The organism is Streptacidiphilus fuscans (assembly GCF_015690355.1).
GTDB lineage: Bacteria > Actinomycetota > Actinomycetes > Streptomycetales > Streptomycetaceae > Streptacidiphilus > Streptacidiphilus fuscans.
The window spans coordinates 48794-63423 of the sequence record NZ_JADPRT010000010.1 but is presented as its reverse complement, the minus strand read 5'-3'; the positions used below and the strand labels follow the sequence as shown (position 1 = coordinate 63423).

The 14630-nt window shown below is 69.0% G+C and carries 11 protein-coding genes and 1 tRNA gene; 2 read left to right on the top strand and 10 right to left on the bottom strand.

The features are described from left to right. Positions 1 to 94: 94 nt before the first annotated feature. From I2501_RS23140 to I2501_RS23130, 3 genes are all read right to left on the bottom strand, one after another. Positions 95 to 1963, bottom strand: coding sequence for a phospholipase C (locus tag I2501_RS23140; RefSeq protein ID WP_196196097.1), 1869 nt, complete (start codon positions 1961 to 1963; stop codon positions 95 to 97). A 156-nt stretch (positions 1964 to 2119) separates the two neighbouring features. Next, the gene (gene efeB / locus I2501_RS23135; protein ID WP_196196096.1) at positions 2120 to 3367 is read right to left on the bottom strand and encodes an iron uptake transporter deferrochelatase/peroxidase subunit; all 1248 of its coding nucleotides are present in this window, start codon (positions 3365 to 3367) and stop codon (positions 2120 to 2122) included. Further along, positions 3364 to 4614 carry an EfeM/EfeO family lipoprotein gene (locus I2501_RS23130; protein WP_196196095.1) on the bottom strand — a complete coding sequence of 417 codons (1251 nt, stop codon included), beginning with the start codon at positions 4612 to 4614 and terminating at the stop codon, positions 3364 to 3366. Before I2501_RS23130 ends, efeB begins: the two co-directional genes overlap by 4 nt. A 196-nt stretch (positions 4615 to 4810) precedes the next feature. Here I2501_RS23130 and pyk point away from each other — a divergent pair, with 196 nt between their 5' ends. Further along, on the top strand, positions 4811 to 6259 hold the full coding sequence (gene pyk, locus I2501_RS23125) for a pyruvate kinase (RefSeq protein ID WP_196196094.1): 1449 nt from the start codon (positions 4811 to 4813) through the stop codon (positions 6257 to 6259). Between the two features lie 101 nt (positions 6260 to 6360). Here pyk and I2501_RS23120 read toward each other — a convergent pair whose 3' ends face one another. The 3 genes from I2501_RS23120 to I2501_RS23110 form a co-directional block, all read right to left on the bottom strand. Beyond that, on the bottom strand, positions 6361 to 7926 hold the full coding sequence (locus I2501_RS23120) for an APC family permease (protein WP_196196311.1): 1566 nt from the start codon (positions 7924 to 7926) through the stop codon (positions 6361 to 6363). 320 nt (positions 7927 to 8246) lie between these two features. Next, complete coding sequence (locus I2501_RS23115; protein WP_196196093.1) at positions 8247 to 9020, bottom strand: RNA polymerase sigma factor sigma-70 region 4 domain-containing protein; 774 nt, start codon at positions 9018 to 9020, stop codon at positions 8247 to 8249. A 103-nt stretch (positions 9021 to 9123) separates the two neighbouring features. Further along, positions 9124 to 9206 (bottom strand) — tRNA-Leu (locus I2501_RS23110). Positions 9207 to 9297: 91 nt separating this feature from the next. On the opposite strand from I2501_RS23110, the gene I2501_RS23105 reads away from it, so the two are divergent. Continuing rightward, on the top strand, positions 9298 to 9960 hold the full coding sequence (locus tag I2501_RS23105) for an ANTAR domain-containing response regulator (protein ID WP_328806552.1): 663 nt from the start codon (positions 9298 to 9300) through the stop codon (positions 9958 to 9960). 90 nt (positions 9961 to 10050) lie between these two features. Here I2501_RS23105 and I2501_RS23100 read toward each other — a convergent pair whose 3' ends face one another. From I2501_RS23100 to I2501_RS23085, 4 genes are read right to left on the bottom strand one after another with little or no spacing between them, the layout of a single operon-like run. Continuing rightward, positions 10051 to 10767 (bottom strand): ABC transporter ATP-binding protein, encoded by a 717-nt coding sequence (locus I2501_RS23100; RefSeq protein WP_196196092.1) that lies wholly within the window; start codon positions 10765 to 10767, stop codon positions 10051 to 10053. After that, positions 10764 to 11699: an ABC transporter ATP-binding protein gene (locus I2501_RS23095; protein WP_196196091.1), complete on the bottom strand. Its 936-nt coding sequence runs from the start codon at positions 11697 to 11699 to the stop codon at positions 10764 to 10766. The genes I2501_RS23100 and I2501_RS23095 overlap by 4 nt, the downstream gene beginning before the upstream one ends. A gap of 5 nt (positions 11700 to 11704) precedes the next feature. Further along, positions 11705 to 13684 (bottom strand): branched-chain amino acid ABC transporter permease, encoded by a 1980-nt coding sequence (locus I2501_RS23090; RefSeq protein WP_236047030.1) that lies wholly within the window; start codon positions 13682 to 13684, stop codon positions 11705 to 11707. A 7-nt stretch (positions 13685 to 13691) separates the two neighbouring features. Continuing rightward, positions 13692 to 14618, bottom strand: coding sequence for a branched-chain amino acid ABC transporter permease (locus I2501_RS23085; RefSeq protein WP_196196090.1), 927 nt, complete (start codon positions 14616 to 14618; stop codon positions 13692 to 13694). Positions 14619 to 14630 lie beyond the last annotated feature (12 nt).

The following is a 14630-nucleotide window of genomic DNA, read 5'->3' as shown; positions in this document are numbered from 1 at the left end:
GCGCCGCGTCCGTCCCCGGTTCCCGCACCGAACGCCCGAGGGCCGGACCCGCCGCAGCGGATCCGGCCCTCAGGCTCTGTCGGTGTGTCAGCGCTTACGCGCGGCCCAGCGCCTTGCGGCGCGAGCGGCGGGAGACCACCGTGCCCGTGCCGAGGGCCACGACGGCCCCCGCGCCCAGGCTGATCGACAGCATCGTCGCGCCGTTGTCCGACGAGCTGCTGGCCGCCGTCGGGGAGGCGTTGATCGCCATCGGGGTGTCGCTGTCGTCACCGTGGCGGATCGGCGTCACCGAGGCCACCGAGCCGTTGCTGTTGAGCAGCACCCGCACGTTGTTCGGGCACCCGAAGTTGAACGCGGAGTCGAGCGAACCGGCGGAGGCGTCGAAGGAGCCGTCGCCGATCCGGCCGAGCCGCCAGTTGTCCTCGATGAACTTGGTGATCGAGGACTGGTCGGTGAAGGTGTTGCTGATGTGGTTGGTCCGCGCGTAGGGCGAGATCACCATCAGCGGCTGGCGCGCGCCGACGCCGCAGCGGTCCTCGTAGCCCTTCTTGGCCGCCGGACCGGCCTGGCAGGCCGCGTCGTCGGTCGTCGTGGTGGACGAGGCCGCCGTGGTGTCCGTGGAGCCGTTGGTGGGCGCGTGGTAGACGTGGTCGTACCAGCCGTCGGAGTCGTCGTAGGCCAGGACCACCGCGGTGGAGGACCACTCCGGCGAGGACTGCAGCGCGTTGATCTCCTTGACGAGGAAGTTCTGCTCGTCGATCGGGTCGGAGTAGCCCGCGTGCCCGTCCTGGTACTCACCGGCCTTGAGGAAGCTGACCGCCGGCAGGTTGCCCGCCGTCACCGCCTCGTCGAAGTAGCTCAGGTCGTACTGGTGGTTGGCCTGGCCGTTGTTGCCGATCTCGGCCTCGCTGGCCGGAGCCACGTGGTGCGGGTTCGAGGTCGACTTGTAGTACTCGAACGGGTCGTGGTGCGCGCTGTAGTCCGCCACCGTCGCGCCGCCCAGGTTGGTGTGGGTCGCGCCGCAGACCGCGTAGCCGCTGGTCCCGTTGTACGGCGTGGTCGGCGCGAAGCCGCCCTGGAACCAACCCCAGGTCACGTGCCTGGAGTTGAGCAGGTCACCCACGTTGGTGCCCTGCATCTCCGCCAGCGCGGAGTTCGAGGTGTGGTTGTTGTCGGCGCAGTCGTCGTACGCCGGGTCCGGGTCGGCGTTGACCGTGCCGACGCCCTGGGCGTTGGGCGAGTGGACCGTGTACGGGTCCGGCGTCGTGGTCTGCGTCGGGTCGGTGGTGCTGCCGTTGCCGGTGACCGAGACGACGCCGTGGGTCTGGCCCGAGATCAGGTTCAGCGCGCCGACCGTGGACGGCCCGTACTCGTCGTCGAACGAGTTGTCGTTCAGCGTGTAGTGCTGCGCGTAGTTCCAGAGCGCCGAGACCGTGTTGCCGTCGTAGTAGTCCATGGCCAGTCCGGGCGCGCCGTAAAGGCCGCCGGAGCAGGTGTCCTTGGAGGTGTACTGGACGAACTTGTCCATCTTGCCGCTGTCTTCGGCGTACTGCTCCGGCGTGTAGTTGTGGTTCTGGTCGCAGGTCAGCGCCTGCTTGCCGCTGAGGCGCTGCGGCGCGTACAGGTTCGGGTTGCTGTTCAGCAGACCCGAGGTGACCAGCGTGTTCGCCTTGGGGGTGTGCGGCGCGGCGGTGAACGGGGTGCCGTCCGTGTTCGCGGCCTTGGGGTAGGTGCCGAAGTAGTGGTCGAAGGAGACGTTCTCTCCGAAGATCACCACCAGGTGCTTGATCGGCGTGGTGGTGTGCACCGTGCCGTGGCCCCCGCTGCCCGGGCCGCCGTGGTGGTCCGCAGCCGCCCAGGCGGGAGCGGTACCGGCGGCGACGGTCAGCGCCGCGGCCCCCACCAGCGCGGCCCAGCGCCTGCCTCGGTGCCGGGTGCTCGTCTTCTCTGCCGTACCGCTCATGCCGTTCCCCTCCAGAGGACCTGAACGTCTGTCACACTCGTCAAGCTGCGGACCGCATCATTCGCGCTGCGGAGGACGGGCCTTGGGCGCTGAGGTGACTGTCTCGTAAACACCGGGCAAAGCCTCGTTTCTGCGCGCGTAGATCAGGGCGGAGTCTCACAGCAGCCCGCGCCCGTACCGGTCGTTCGCGTCCCGCACACCCGGCAGCGCGAAGAAGTAGCCGCCGCCGAACGGGCTGATGTAGTCCACCAGCGGCTCACCCGCCAACCTCCGCTGCACAGTCACGAACTGACGCTCCAGATCCTGCTGGAACGCGCAGAACACCAGGCCCATGTCCAGGTTGCCGTTCGGGTCCGTGCCGCGGTCGTAGTTGAAGCCGCGGCGCAGCAGCCGCTGGTCGGCGGTCGGCGCGGTGCGCGGGTTGGCCAGGCGGATGTGGCTGTCCATCGGGATCACGTCGCCGGTCGGGTCGGCGGCGAAGTTCGGCACGTCGGTCTCGGTGCGGCCGTCCAGCGGCGCGCCGGAGTCCTTCTGGCGCCCGAACATCCGCTCCTGCTCGTTCAGGCCCACCCGGTCCCAGAACTCGACCAGCATCCGGATCAGCCGGACCGCGAGGTAGGAACCGCCGGTGGCCCACGCGGGCTCGCCCTGGCCCGCGCCGACCCAGATCAGCTGGTCCATCAGCCGGCCGTCGGTGACGTCGGGGTTGGCGGTGCCGTCGCGGAACCCCATCAGATTGCGCGGCGTGCCGACCGGGCGCGGCGGCGAGGCGAACCCGTCGATCCGCCAGCGCACCTGCATCGCACCCCGGGTGTGCCGGGCCACGTCGCGCAGCGCGTTGGCCAGCACGTCGGTGTCGTCCGTCTCCAGCTGCAGCAGCAGGTCGCCGCCGCACTGGGCCGGGTCGAGGTCGTCGTCGGGGAAGGCGGTCATGGTCGACAACCGCAACGGCTTGGCCGAGGCCAGCCCGAAACGGTCGTCGAAGAGCGACGCGCCCACGCCCAGCAGCGCCGTCAGCGACCCGCCCGGGACGGTCGGGCCCAGCACGCCCGAGTCCGAGGGCGGCGCGGAGATGCCGAGCGGCTCCGGGACGCCGCCGGTCGTCAGGAACCGCAGCCGGTCGGTCAGGGTGCCGAACAGGTCGAGCAGGCCGGGCCGGTCGGCGGCCATCACGTCGAAGGCGACGAAGGCGGCGCAGCGACGCTTGGGCGTGACAACCCCGGCCTGGTGGACACCGTGGAAGCCCTGAGCCGCCGCGTCTGTTGCGGTGGCGCTTTGAGCGATACTCGCAGCCGCGCTCGCGGTGCCGTCGTTGCGGACTGCGGCGACCGTGCCCGCGACCGCTCCGGCCGCCAGCGCTCCCGCCAGCACGGACCGCCGGCCCACGCCCGACATCGCGCTCATGTCGTCCTCCGCACGTCCAGCACCGCAGCGACCGGCGCGAGTTGCTCCACCAGGTTCCCGAACACCGCGTTCAGCTGCTCGCGTGGCACCTGCGCGAGCGACGCGAGCGGTGCGCCGTTCAGCGTGGCCAACTCCGAACGGGCGGCAGCCATCGCCGCGTCGACGGCCGGGACGTCGACCCTGCTGGTCAGCAACGGGCGCAGCAGCGAGAGGACTTCGGCCGTGCCGTCCAGATTCGCCTGCACGGTCGCCAGATTGGAGTCGCTGCCGTAGTCGGTGCGCCCGCTCAGCTCGAACTCGATCGCGTTCTCGACGATCTCGTGCGCCCGCACACCCAGTACCAGCGGGTCCAACTGCACCGTCGCCCAGGAGGTCTGCAGCCCCTGCACGTCGGTGAGGAGCTTGGCCGCCACGGGCGCCAGGCTCGACGCCGACGCGCCGTGCCACAGGCCGTACTCCAGCGCGTGGAACCCGGTGCTGTCCTGACGTGGGCCGTTGATCTCCTCGTCCACGTCGCCGAACGCGCCGTAGGCCGCGCCGAGGCGCTCGTAGTCGAGGTGCGCCGTCAGCCAGTGCTGCCGCGCGCCCGCCACGTCGCCCGAGCTGACGGCCGCCTGCAGTGCCGTCACATCGCTGACGAGAGTGGGGAGTTGACCGGCGACCCAGTGCTGGTAGGCGAGCGTGGCCGGGATCAGGTCCTGCTCCGTCACCGGGACCACCGCGGGTGTGCCGCTGCCCGCCTCCGACGACGTGCCCGCTGCGCCTGACGTGCCTGCGCCCTTCGGGCCCTTGACGGTGACCGTCGGGCCGGTCACCGCGTCCACGTCCTGCTGCAGGCAGCGGAACGCGTACGTGCCGGGCGCGAGGTGGACCAGCAACGGCCGCGAGCGGTTCGGCGCCAGGCCCTCCACCTCCGCCACGACCGCGCCCGTGGCGGGCTCCACCAGATCCACGTCGGCGGGGGAGACGCCGGTGTCCGTCACGTCGAACACCTGCAGACCGGCCGCCGGATGCGTCCAGCCCGCGCCGCAGGCGCTCGGCGAGATCTGCACGGCGGTGTGCGGCAGCGTCGGGTAGTCCACCGGCGTACCGCTCGCCGCCCCGGCGCGCGTCGAACCCTGCGCGCCCCCGGACAGCTCCCACGCCGCCAGTCCGGCCAGCGCCAACGCCGCGGCCACCACCGCGACGCCGGTCCGGTACCGGCCCCGACGACCTGGCCTCGTACCTCGCCGGTCAGCTTTCTCCACGATCGCGCTCCACCCGGCCGATGCTAGGGATGCTCGACGCGCGTTCGAAAGGGGGGACCGGAACCGGAAAGGAAGTGTTCCCCTGCAGTTCACGCGTGCGTACGTTTCGGAAAGTTCAACCCACGGTCGGAGAAAAGCCATCTGACGCCCCGTCGGCGCCACCAAGCTACCCCGGGGTAGCGCCTAGGCTCGTGCCATGCGCCGAGCAAAAATCGTTTGTACGCTAGGCCCCGCCACCGACAGCTACGACCAGATCAAGTCCCTGGTCCAGGCCGGAATGGATGTGGCCCGCTTCAACCTCAGCCACGGCAGCCACGCCGAGCACGAGGACCGCTACCGCCGAGTCCGCAAGGCCGCGGACGAGACCGGCCGCAGCGTCGGCATCCTCGTCGACCTGCAGGGCCCCAAGATCCGCCTCGAAACCTTCGCCGAAGGACCGGTACTCCTCGAACGCGGCGACGCGTTCACCATCACCACCGCCGACGTCGAGGGCGACCGCAACCGCTGCGGCACCACCTACAAGGGCCTCTGCGGCGACGTCACCCCCGGCGAGCGGATCCTCGTCGACGACGGCCGGGTCACCCTCGAAGTCACCTCCGTCGACGGCCAGAACGTGCACTGCACGGTCGTCGAGGGCGGCATGGTCTCCGACCACAAGGGCCTCAACCTTCCCGGTGTGGCCGTCTCCGTCCCCGCGCTGAGCGACAAAGACGTCGCCGACCTGCGCTGGGGTCTCCGTCAGGGCGCCGACCTGGTCGCCCTCTCCTTCGTCCGCAGCGCGGACGACATCAAGGACGTCCACCGCATCATGAGCGAGGAGGGACGTTTCGTCCCGGTCATCGCCAAGGTCGAGAAGCCGCAGGCGGTCGACAACCTCGCCGAGATCGTCGACGCCTTCGACGGCGTCATGGTCGCCCGCGGCGACCTCGGCGTCGAGATGCCGCTGGAGCAGGTCCCGCTGGTGCAGAAGCGCGCCATCAAGCTCTGCCGCCGCAACGCCAAGCCGGTCATCGTGGCGACCCAGATGCTCGAGTCGATGATCAGCGCCTCCCGGCCCACCCGCGCCGAGGCGTCCGACGTCGCCAACGCCGTGCTCGACGGCGCCGACGCGGTGATGCTGTCCGGCGAGACCAGCGTCGGCAAGTACCCCGTCGAGACGGTCCGCACCATGGGCCGCATCGTCGAGGCGGCCGAGGAGGACGTCCTCTCCGCCGGGCTGCCGCCGCTGACCGGCTCCAACAAGCCGCGCACCCAGGGCGGCGCGGTCGCCCGAGCGGCGGCCGAGATCGGGGACTTCCTGCACGCCAAGTACCTGGTGGCGTTCACCCAGTCCGGCGACACCGCGCGGCGGCTCTCCCGCTACCGCTCGCCGATCCCGGTCCTCGCCTTCACCTACGAGCCCTCGGTGCGCAGCCGCCTCGCCCTGACCTGGGGCGTGGAGACGTTCCTCGGCCCGTTCGTGGAGACCACCGACGAGATGATCGACCAGGTCGACGCCGCGCTACTGGCCATCGGCCGCTGCGAGGTCGGCGACATCGTCGTCATCACCGCCGGCTCCCCGCCCGGTCTCTCCGGCTCCACCAACCTCGTCCGCGTCCACCACGTCGGCCAGGACGATCTGCCGATCCCGCCCAAGAACCGCTGACGCTCCTCCGCGTCCGCACACGAGAGAGCCCGGCCGGAGCGACATTGCTCCGGCCGGGCTCGGCTCGTTCAGGACGTCCCGTCAGGGACCGATGACGAGGATCAGTGACCGCCCTCGTCGACGACCTCGACGTCCGCGATGTTCCGCTCGATCTCGGCGGTCTTCAGCGAGGTCGCGATCGCCCAGTAGTAGACCGCGAGCGAGATCACCGCGATGATCCCCATGTCGACCCAGAGCGGGATGTTGCCGGTGCCGCCGAACTGACCCTGCCACGAGACGATGCCGATGCCGATCAGGTAGACCGGCAGCCACTGTGCCGACTTCCAGTCCATCTTCGGCGCGTAGTCGAAGTCCTTGGCTGAGGCGTACCAGGCGTACGCGCCCATCAGCACGTAGCCGATGACGATCGCGATGCCGAGTCGCCACAGGGTGCTCCAGCCGGACCAGTAGATGATCAGGCTGGCGATGACGAACGAGAGCGGCGAGATGACCTGACCGAACGGCAGGCGGTACGGGCGCTCACGGTTCGGCAGCTGCTTGCGCAGGGCGCCGTAGGCCAACGGGGCACCCGCGTACATCAGCACGGAGGCGGAGGTGATGAAGGAGACCAACTGCTGCCAGCTCGGGAAGGGCAGGAAGCAGACGACGCCGATCACGAAGGAGATGATCAGACCGAACCACGGCACGCCCTGACGCTCAGTCTTCTCGAACAGCTTCGGCGCGTAGCCGTTGCGGCTCAGACCGTAGGAGATGCGCGAGGTCGAGGTGGTGTAGATCAAGCCGGTACCGGCAGGGGAGATGACGGCGTCGATGTAGAGGATCCACGCGAGCCAGCCGAGTCCGACCAGCGAGGCGAGACCCGCCCAGGGACCGGAGATGCCCTTGTAGGCCAGGTCAGCCCAGCCGTGGGCGAAGGAGGCACCCGGCAGCGCGCCGATGTAGGCGACCTGCAGCAGCAGGTAGATGCCGGCACCGATGGTGACAGAGCCGAGGACGGCGCGCGGGATGTCCCGCTTCGGGTTCTTGCTCTCACCGGCCAGCTGGATCGCCTGCTCGAAGCCGAGCAGGGCGAAGATGATGCCGGAGGTGCTGATCGCGGCGAGGACACCCTTCGAGCCGTACGGCATGAAGCCGTGCGAGGTGAAGTTGCCTCCGTGGAAGTGCGTCAGCGCGACGACGAAGATCGTGAACAGCGGGACAGCGATCTTCCACCAGGTCGCGGCGCTGTTCGTGTGGGCGAGCACCTTCACGCCGAGGAAGTTGATCGCGACGAAGACCGCCATCAGAATCATGGCGACGAAGAAGCCGGTGGTGGTGAGCGTGCCGTTGGCGTTCTGGAGGGTGGCTGCCCACGTGAAGTGAGGGATGCTGCCCGCGTAGCCGATCATGGCTTCGACTTCGATCGGCGCGACCGTGGCCGCCTGGAGCCAGGAGAACCAGCCGAACGACATCCCGGCAAGGCCGCCGAAGGTGTAGTGCGGGTACCGGGCGGTGCCGCCCGCGACCGGGAACATGCCACCGAGTTCCGCGTGGACCAGTGCTAGGAGCACGATCGCAACGGCACCGATGATCCATGAGACGGTGGCGGCCGGGCCGGCCATGATCACGGCGTTCTTGGCGCCGTACAGCCATCCAGATCCGATAATCGAACCTACGGACGCCCACATCAATCCGATCAGACCGACCTCACGCTTGAGGGATCGGCCTTCCGTGGTGGGTGCCTGGACTTGGGACGTGGTGCTCATGCAGGGCCTCTCGGTGGGGGAGCAGATGCTTGAGAGTTGCCCCACATTAAGGGCTGGTTTTTCACCATGCATAGACGTCGTTACTGAATAGATGCCTGCATGGGCAATCTTTACCCCAGCTCAGAGGGGTCAAGATTATTGAGGAAGAATTGAGCATCGCTCATGCGCACCTCCGTACGCCGCATGAACCGGCGGTAACGCCTTGGAAAGCCAAGAGCATGGCCCGGATCGCTTGGGAATCGTCAGAACTTCGGTCCGACATGCACGTCCATAACCTGGACGGACTCTCGGCGGGCGACCGAGATGTTGTAAGGGGTCGAACCGCGCCGCGTCTCTTTCCAGGCTATGCCTACCCTGTCAAGGGCATCCGTATAGATACGCCGGATGTCGTCGGAGACGTTGGTGAAGAAGTAACGCGGGTACTCGTAGCGCTTGCCGCGTCGCGTGGTCCAGTTCGTGATTCGACACCCGTCGGAGTGCACGAGACCCCGGATCAGCTCCCAAGGGTGCTCGTCGACGATCTCCCTCTGCCACGGCGCGAGCTGGATGTGGCGGGTGTGCTTCTTGCCGGGGCCGTGCTGGGGGAAGTGGCAGTCGAGATGCTTGGAGTAGACCTTCACGTAGGTGCACCCCACGCGCCGTACCCGGCAGGGTGAGTTATGCGGGAAGACGCGGCGCACCGCGTCCTCGGCGGCGTCGATGAGTCCCGGCCAGTCCTCGCAGCAGGCGATGGTCAGGTTGGGAACACGGTGCTTCCCCGACTGGAAGATGTGCCCGTCGCCCAGGTAGAGGCCCAGGAGGTAGCCGTAGGCGGTGCGGTCCAGGGGATCGCCGTGGCAGGTGTGGCAGGTGGATCGGTGCGCCCCGGGCAGACCGCCGTTCCGGGCGCGGTCGCGATGGAGCCACCAGGCCACGGTGCCTGAGGGGATGCCCAGACGTCGGGACACCTCCGCGTTGGACACGCCGTCGCGGAGCAGGGTGAGTGCGCGGTTGCGCGTGTCGAGGTCGTACCGCATGCCTGCACACTGAGGCTGGGGGTCGTCGCGCCGCAGGGGAACAGGTCAGGTTCGCTGGATCGAGCGGAGTTGGCCAGACCTGGGAATACTAGGAGAATCAGGGTGCCGGGTGCGGGATTCGAACCCGCAAGCCCTCTCAGGCAGATGTGTTTGAGACATCCGTGTATGCCATTCCACCAACCCGGCGTCGGTGTGCATGAGCACCATACCGTGTGCACCGTTGACGATGCAGCTAGGTAGTCTTCTGCTGGTAAGTCCCTGAGCTACGAGGAGCATCGTGACCGCCGCCGACGAGCAGCAGGACCACGTCCCCACGACGACCCGCGTCGTCATCGCGGAGGACGAAGCACTGATCCGCCTCGATCTCAAGGAGATGCTCGAAGAGGAGGGCTACACGGTCGTCGGCGAGGCCGGTGACGGCGAGACCGCGGTGAAGCTCGCGCAGGAGCTGCGGCCGGACCTGGTGATCCTTGACGTGAAGATGCCCGTCCTGGACGGTCTCTCCGCCGCCGAGCAGATCCACAACGAGCACATCGCGCCCACGCTGATGCTGACCGCGTTCTCCCAGCGCGAGCTGGTCGACCGGGCGCGGGACGCCGGGGCGATGGCCTACATCGTCAAGCCGTTCAACAAGTCCGACCTGGTCCCGGCGATCGAGATGGCGGTGTCCCGCTACAGCGAGATGCGCGCGCTGGAGCTGGAGATCGAGGACCTGAACCAGCGTCTGGAGACCCGCAAGCTGGTCGACCGGGCCAAGAGCGTGCTGCAGACCAAGTTCGGGCTGACCGAGCCGGCCGCGTTCCGCTGGATCCAGAAGACCTCGATGGACCGCCGGATGACGATGAAGGCCGTCGCCGAGGCCGTCATCGAGGAGGGCGCGGCCCAGGACGCGAAGAAGAAGACGTCGGAGCCCGCTGAGCAGGGTGCCGAGCAGGAGTAGGCGAGAAGACGACGAAAGAGACGAAGACGACGGAGGGGCGTCCCGCAGGAGCGGGCCGCCCCTCCGTCGTTGTGCGGAGATGAAGGTGGCTCAGTCCTCGCCGAGGTAGGCCTTGCGGACCGACTCGTCGGTGAGGAGGTCCTGGCCGGTGCCCGAGAGGGAGATCCGGCCGACCTCCATCACGTGGCCGTGGTCGGCGAGGGAGAGCGCGGCTTGGGCGTTCTGCTCGACGAGCAGGATGGTTGTGCCCTGGTCGCGCAGTTCGGCGATGGTGGACATGATCTTCTGCATCATGATCGGCGAGAGGCCCATGCTGGGTTCGTCGAGCATCAGCAGCTTCGGCTGGGACATGAGCGCGCGGCCCATGGCCAGCATCTGCTGCTCGCCGCCGGAGAGCGTGCCGGCCGCCTGCTTCCGGCGTTCGCCGAGGATCGGGAAGCGTTCGTAGGCGCGGTCCATGTCCGCCTGGATGCCGGCCTGGTCGCGTCTCAGGAACGCGCCGAGCAGCAGGTTCTCCTCGATCGTCATCCGGGCGAAGATGCGTCTGCCCTCGGGTGAGTGGGCGAGGCCCATTCCGACGATCTTGTTGGCCGGGGTGCCGTCGATCCGTCTGCCCTCGAAGCGGACCTGGCCGCTGACGGGCTTGAGCAGCCCGGAGATGGTGCGCAGCGTGGTGCTCTTGCCGGCGCCGTTGGTGCCGATCAGTGAGACGACCTGCCCGGCCTCGATGCTGAAGGAGATGCCCTTCACCGCCTCGATCTTGCCGTAGGCGACGCGGAGGTCCTCGACCTCGAGCAGCGCGGTCACTGGTCCTCCTCCGTGCTCTCCGAGCTCTCCGTGCTGTCGGTGCTCTCCGTGCTTTCCACGTGTGGTTCCGCGGCCTCTGCCGCCGCCGCTGCCTCCGCCGCCTCCGGCTCGTACGGCGTGCCGAGGTACGCCGCGATGACACGTTCGTCGCTTTGGACGGTCTGCGCGTCCCCCTCCACCAGTTTGGTCCCCTGGACCAGGACGGCGACGCGGTCGCACAGGTTGAAGATGAACCGCATGTCGTGCTCGATGACCAGCACGGCGATGCCGCGGTCGCGGATGGCGAAGACCAACTCCTCGGTGGCGCGGGTCTCCTGGGGGTTCATGCCGGCGGTGGGCTCGTCGAGGAGCAGCAGGCCGGGGTCGCTGGCCATGGCGCGGGCGATCTCCAGCTTGCGCTGCTCGCCGTAGGGCAGGTTGCGGGCGAGGTGGTCGCGTTTGCCGGCCAGGCCGACGAACTCCAGCAACTCCAGTGCCTTGGCGCGGGATTCGGCTTCCTCGCGGCGGTAGCGCGGGCCGCGGAGGACGGCCGAGATGATGCCCTCCTTGGTTCGCGTGTGGCGGCCGACGAGGACGTTCTCCAGCACCGTCATGTTGTGGAACAGGCGGATGTTCTGGAAGGTGCGGGCCATTCCGGCCTGGGTGACCTTGTACGGGGTCGGCGGCAGGACCTTTCCCTGGTACCGGACCTGACCCTCCGTCGGGACGTAGAGGCCGGTGAGGCAGTTGAAGAAGGTGGTCTTGCCGGCGCCGTTGGGGCCGATCAGGCCGATGATCTCGCCGGTGTTGACGGTGAGGTCGACGCCGCCGACGGCGGTGAGGCCGCCGAAGCGCATGACGACGTCGGTGGCCTCCAGCAGCGGCGTGCCGGTGGCGGGCGTGGCGGGGCCTTCGGGGCTGCCGGGGTCCGGGGTGATGGTGTCGGTGGTCATGCTGTTCACGCCCCTGCGGTGCTGAGTTCGGCGGATCCACCGGATCCTGTGGCGCCGGTGCCGGCGCCGCCGGCGGTCTCCGCGGCCTCGTGGAACTCCAGTTGGCGACGGCGGCTGGCGATGATGCCCTCCGGGCGCAGGCGCATGAAGACGATGAGCGCCACGCCGAAGATCAGCAGCTCGTTGCTCTGCAGGAAGGCCAGCTTGGCCTGGAGCAGGTAGAAGAGCGTCGCGCCGACGATCGGGCCGGAGACGGTGCCCATGCCGCCGATGACGACGGCGGCGAGCAGGAACGCGGAGTTGGGCGGTACTGGTCCGGAGAAGACGAACGGGTCGGGCACCACGGAGAAGTTGACGTGGGCCATCACGGTTCCGGCGAGTCCGGCCAGGGTCGCGCCGAGGGCGAAGGCCAGCAGCTTGAAGCGGAATCCGTTGATTCCCATGGCCGTTGCGGCGGTCTCGTCCTCGCGGATGGCGACCCAGGCGCGGCCGATCCTGGAGTCGGCGGCGCGGCTGAAGACCAGCATGATGACGGCCATGATGATCAGCATCAGCAGGAAGTAGTTGGCGAACCGGCCGATGGTAGCGCCCAGGATGGTGTGCGGGTTGCCGAGGTTGAAGCCGAAGATGCTCAGGTCGGGGATGTTGACGATGCCGTTGGGGCCGCCGGTGACGTTGGGGCCGGAGACGCCGTCGAGGTTGGACACCACGATCCGGAAGATCTCTCCGAAGCCGAGCGTCACGATGGCGAGGTAGTCGCCGCGGACGCGCAGCGTCGGCGCTCCGAGCAGGACGCCGAAGAAGCCGGAGACCGCCGCACCGGTCAGCGCCGCCGCCCAGAACGGGAAGGTGACGTGGACGGACGAGGTGACCGCGCCGGAGACCAGCGCTGCGGCGTAGGCGCCGACCCCGAGGAAGGCGACGTACCCGAGGTCGAGCAGTCCGGCCAGGCCGACGACGACGTTGAGGCCGAGGGCGGTGGCGGCGAAGATCAGCAGGTTGACGCCGAGGGTGGCGTCGGCGTCGCTCTGCTGGACGAAGACGAACGCGCCGGCCGCCACGAAGCCGCCGACGGCGGCCAGGGCGCGGTTGCGGTCGAAGACCTCGCCGATGCGCCGGACCAGTCCGGCCTGGGAGACGGCCCAGAGGCCGAAGCAGAGCACGGTGAGGAAGCCGACGAAGAGCTGCCAGTAGGGCGTGTCGACGCCGTAGGCGAAGATCTCCAGGCCGACGGCGAGCACGAGGACGATCAGCAGGATGTCGGCCCAGCGCGGCAGGATCTTGCCCTTGCCCAACTCCGGTGTGGGGCCGACGTATCGGGTTACCACGGTGACCAGGCGGACGATGACGACCAGGCCGCCGCCGGCCATGGTGAGCCCGGCCGCGCCGCTGCCCGCGGCCTTGAGCAGCAGGCCGAGGACGAGCAGGCCGCCGCCCGCGTAGAGGGTCTGCAGCCACTCCTGCCGGGTCGGGGCGCAGCGTGTGGAGGTGGCCGAGCGGGTCAGTCCCAGGCCGCCGAGCAGGGCGAGCAGGCTGGCGACGCCCGCGACCCAGCCGCCGGTGGTGAGGTTGACCAGTCCGTTCAGTTCGACGGCGATGGCGATCAGGGTGAACCAGGTGACGGCGAGTCCGCCCACGGCCGAGAGGAGCGCCGCTCCGGCGGTGTTGCCGGGTGGCAGCGGGCGGAACCGGTGCCGGGGCAGCGCCGCGAGGACCCCGAAGACGGCGGTGAGCAGCCCGGCGGTGAAGGTGAGCCACTGCAGTCCGCCGGGGTAGCCGCTGACGGTGAGGTCGCCGGGGAACTGCGAACTGTAGGTCCAGGAGAGGTAGGCGGAGACGGCGGTGAGTACGCCGCCGCCGATGGTGAGCCCGTGGGCGAGGGCCTGGGGCATGGGGATCGCGGGGCGGAGCCCGGCCCGTCCGGTGTCCGGGGCGGTGCCGGAGGGCTCGGCGGGGGAGGCGGGGATGGTCTGGGTATCGGTCATGGTGCGCTCACGCCCTGTCCGCGACGCGCTCGCCCAGCAGGCCCTGGGGCCGGAACATCAGGACGAGGATGAGGATGACGAAGGCCCACACGTTGGACCAGTCCTGGCTGCCGAACTGGCTCATGCCCGGGATGTACTGCACGTAGGCGGCGGTCAGCGTCTGGGCGAGGCCCAGCACCACGCCGCCGAGCAGCGCGCCGTAGATGTTCCCGATGCCGCCGAGGACGGCGGCGGTGAAGGCGAAGAGCCCGTTGAGGAAGCCCATGTTGAACTCGATCTGGCCGTAGCGCAGACCGCTGGAGACGCCGGCCAGGGCGGCGAAGACGGCGCCGAGGACGAAGGCGATGACGATCACCTTGTCGGTGTCGATGCCCATCAGCCGTGCGGTGTCCGGGTCCTGGGAGGTGGCCTGCATGGCGCGTCCGGTCCGGGTGGAGCGGACGAAGTAGGCCAGGAAGAGCGTGGAGAGCGCCGCGACGACCAGGACGAAGATGTCGGCGGGCTGGAAGGTGATCGAGCCGAGGTGGTACGGCCCGCCCGGCAGCGAGGGGAACGGCCGGGCCGAGGTGTTGCCGGGGAAGCTCCACACCAGCTGTTGCAGGAAGATCGAGAGGCCGATCGCGGTGATGAGCGGTGCCAGACGGGGTGCGTTGCGCAACGGCCGGTAGGCGAAGCGCTCGGCGAGTACGGCGACGAGGGTGGAGGTGACCACGCCTCCCAGAATCATCAGGGGCAGCGCCAGCCATATGGATATGTCCGACTTGAGCTGCGACCAGACGGCCAGCGCGCCGAAGGCGCCGGTCATGAAGATCTCGCCGTGGGCGAAGTTGATCAGTTGGATGATGCCGTAGACCATCGTGTAGCCGACGGCGATAAGCCCGTACATGGCCCCGAGGAACAGGCCGTTGGCCAGGTTTTGCGGCAACTCGTGCACCGCAGGCCTCCG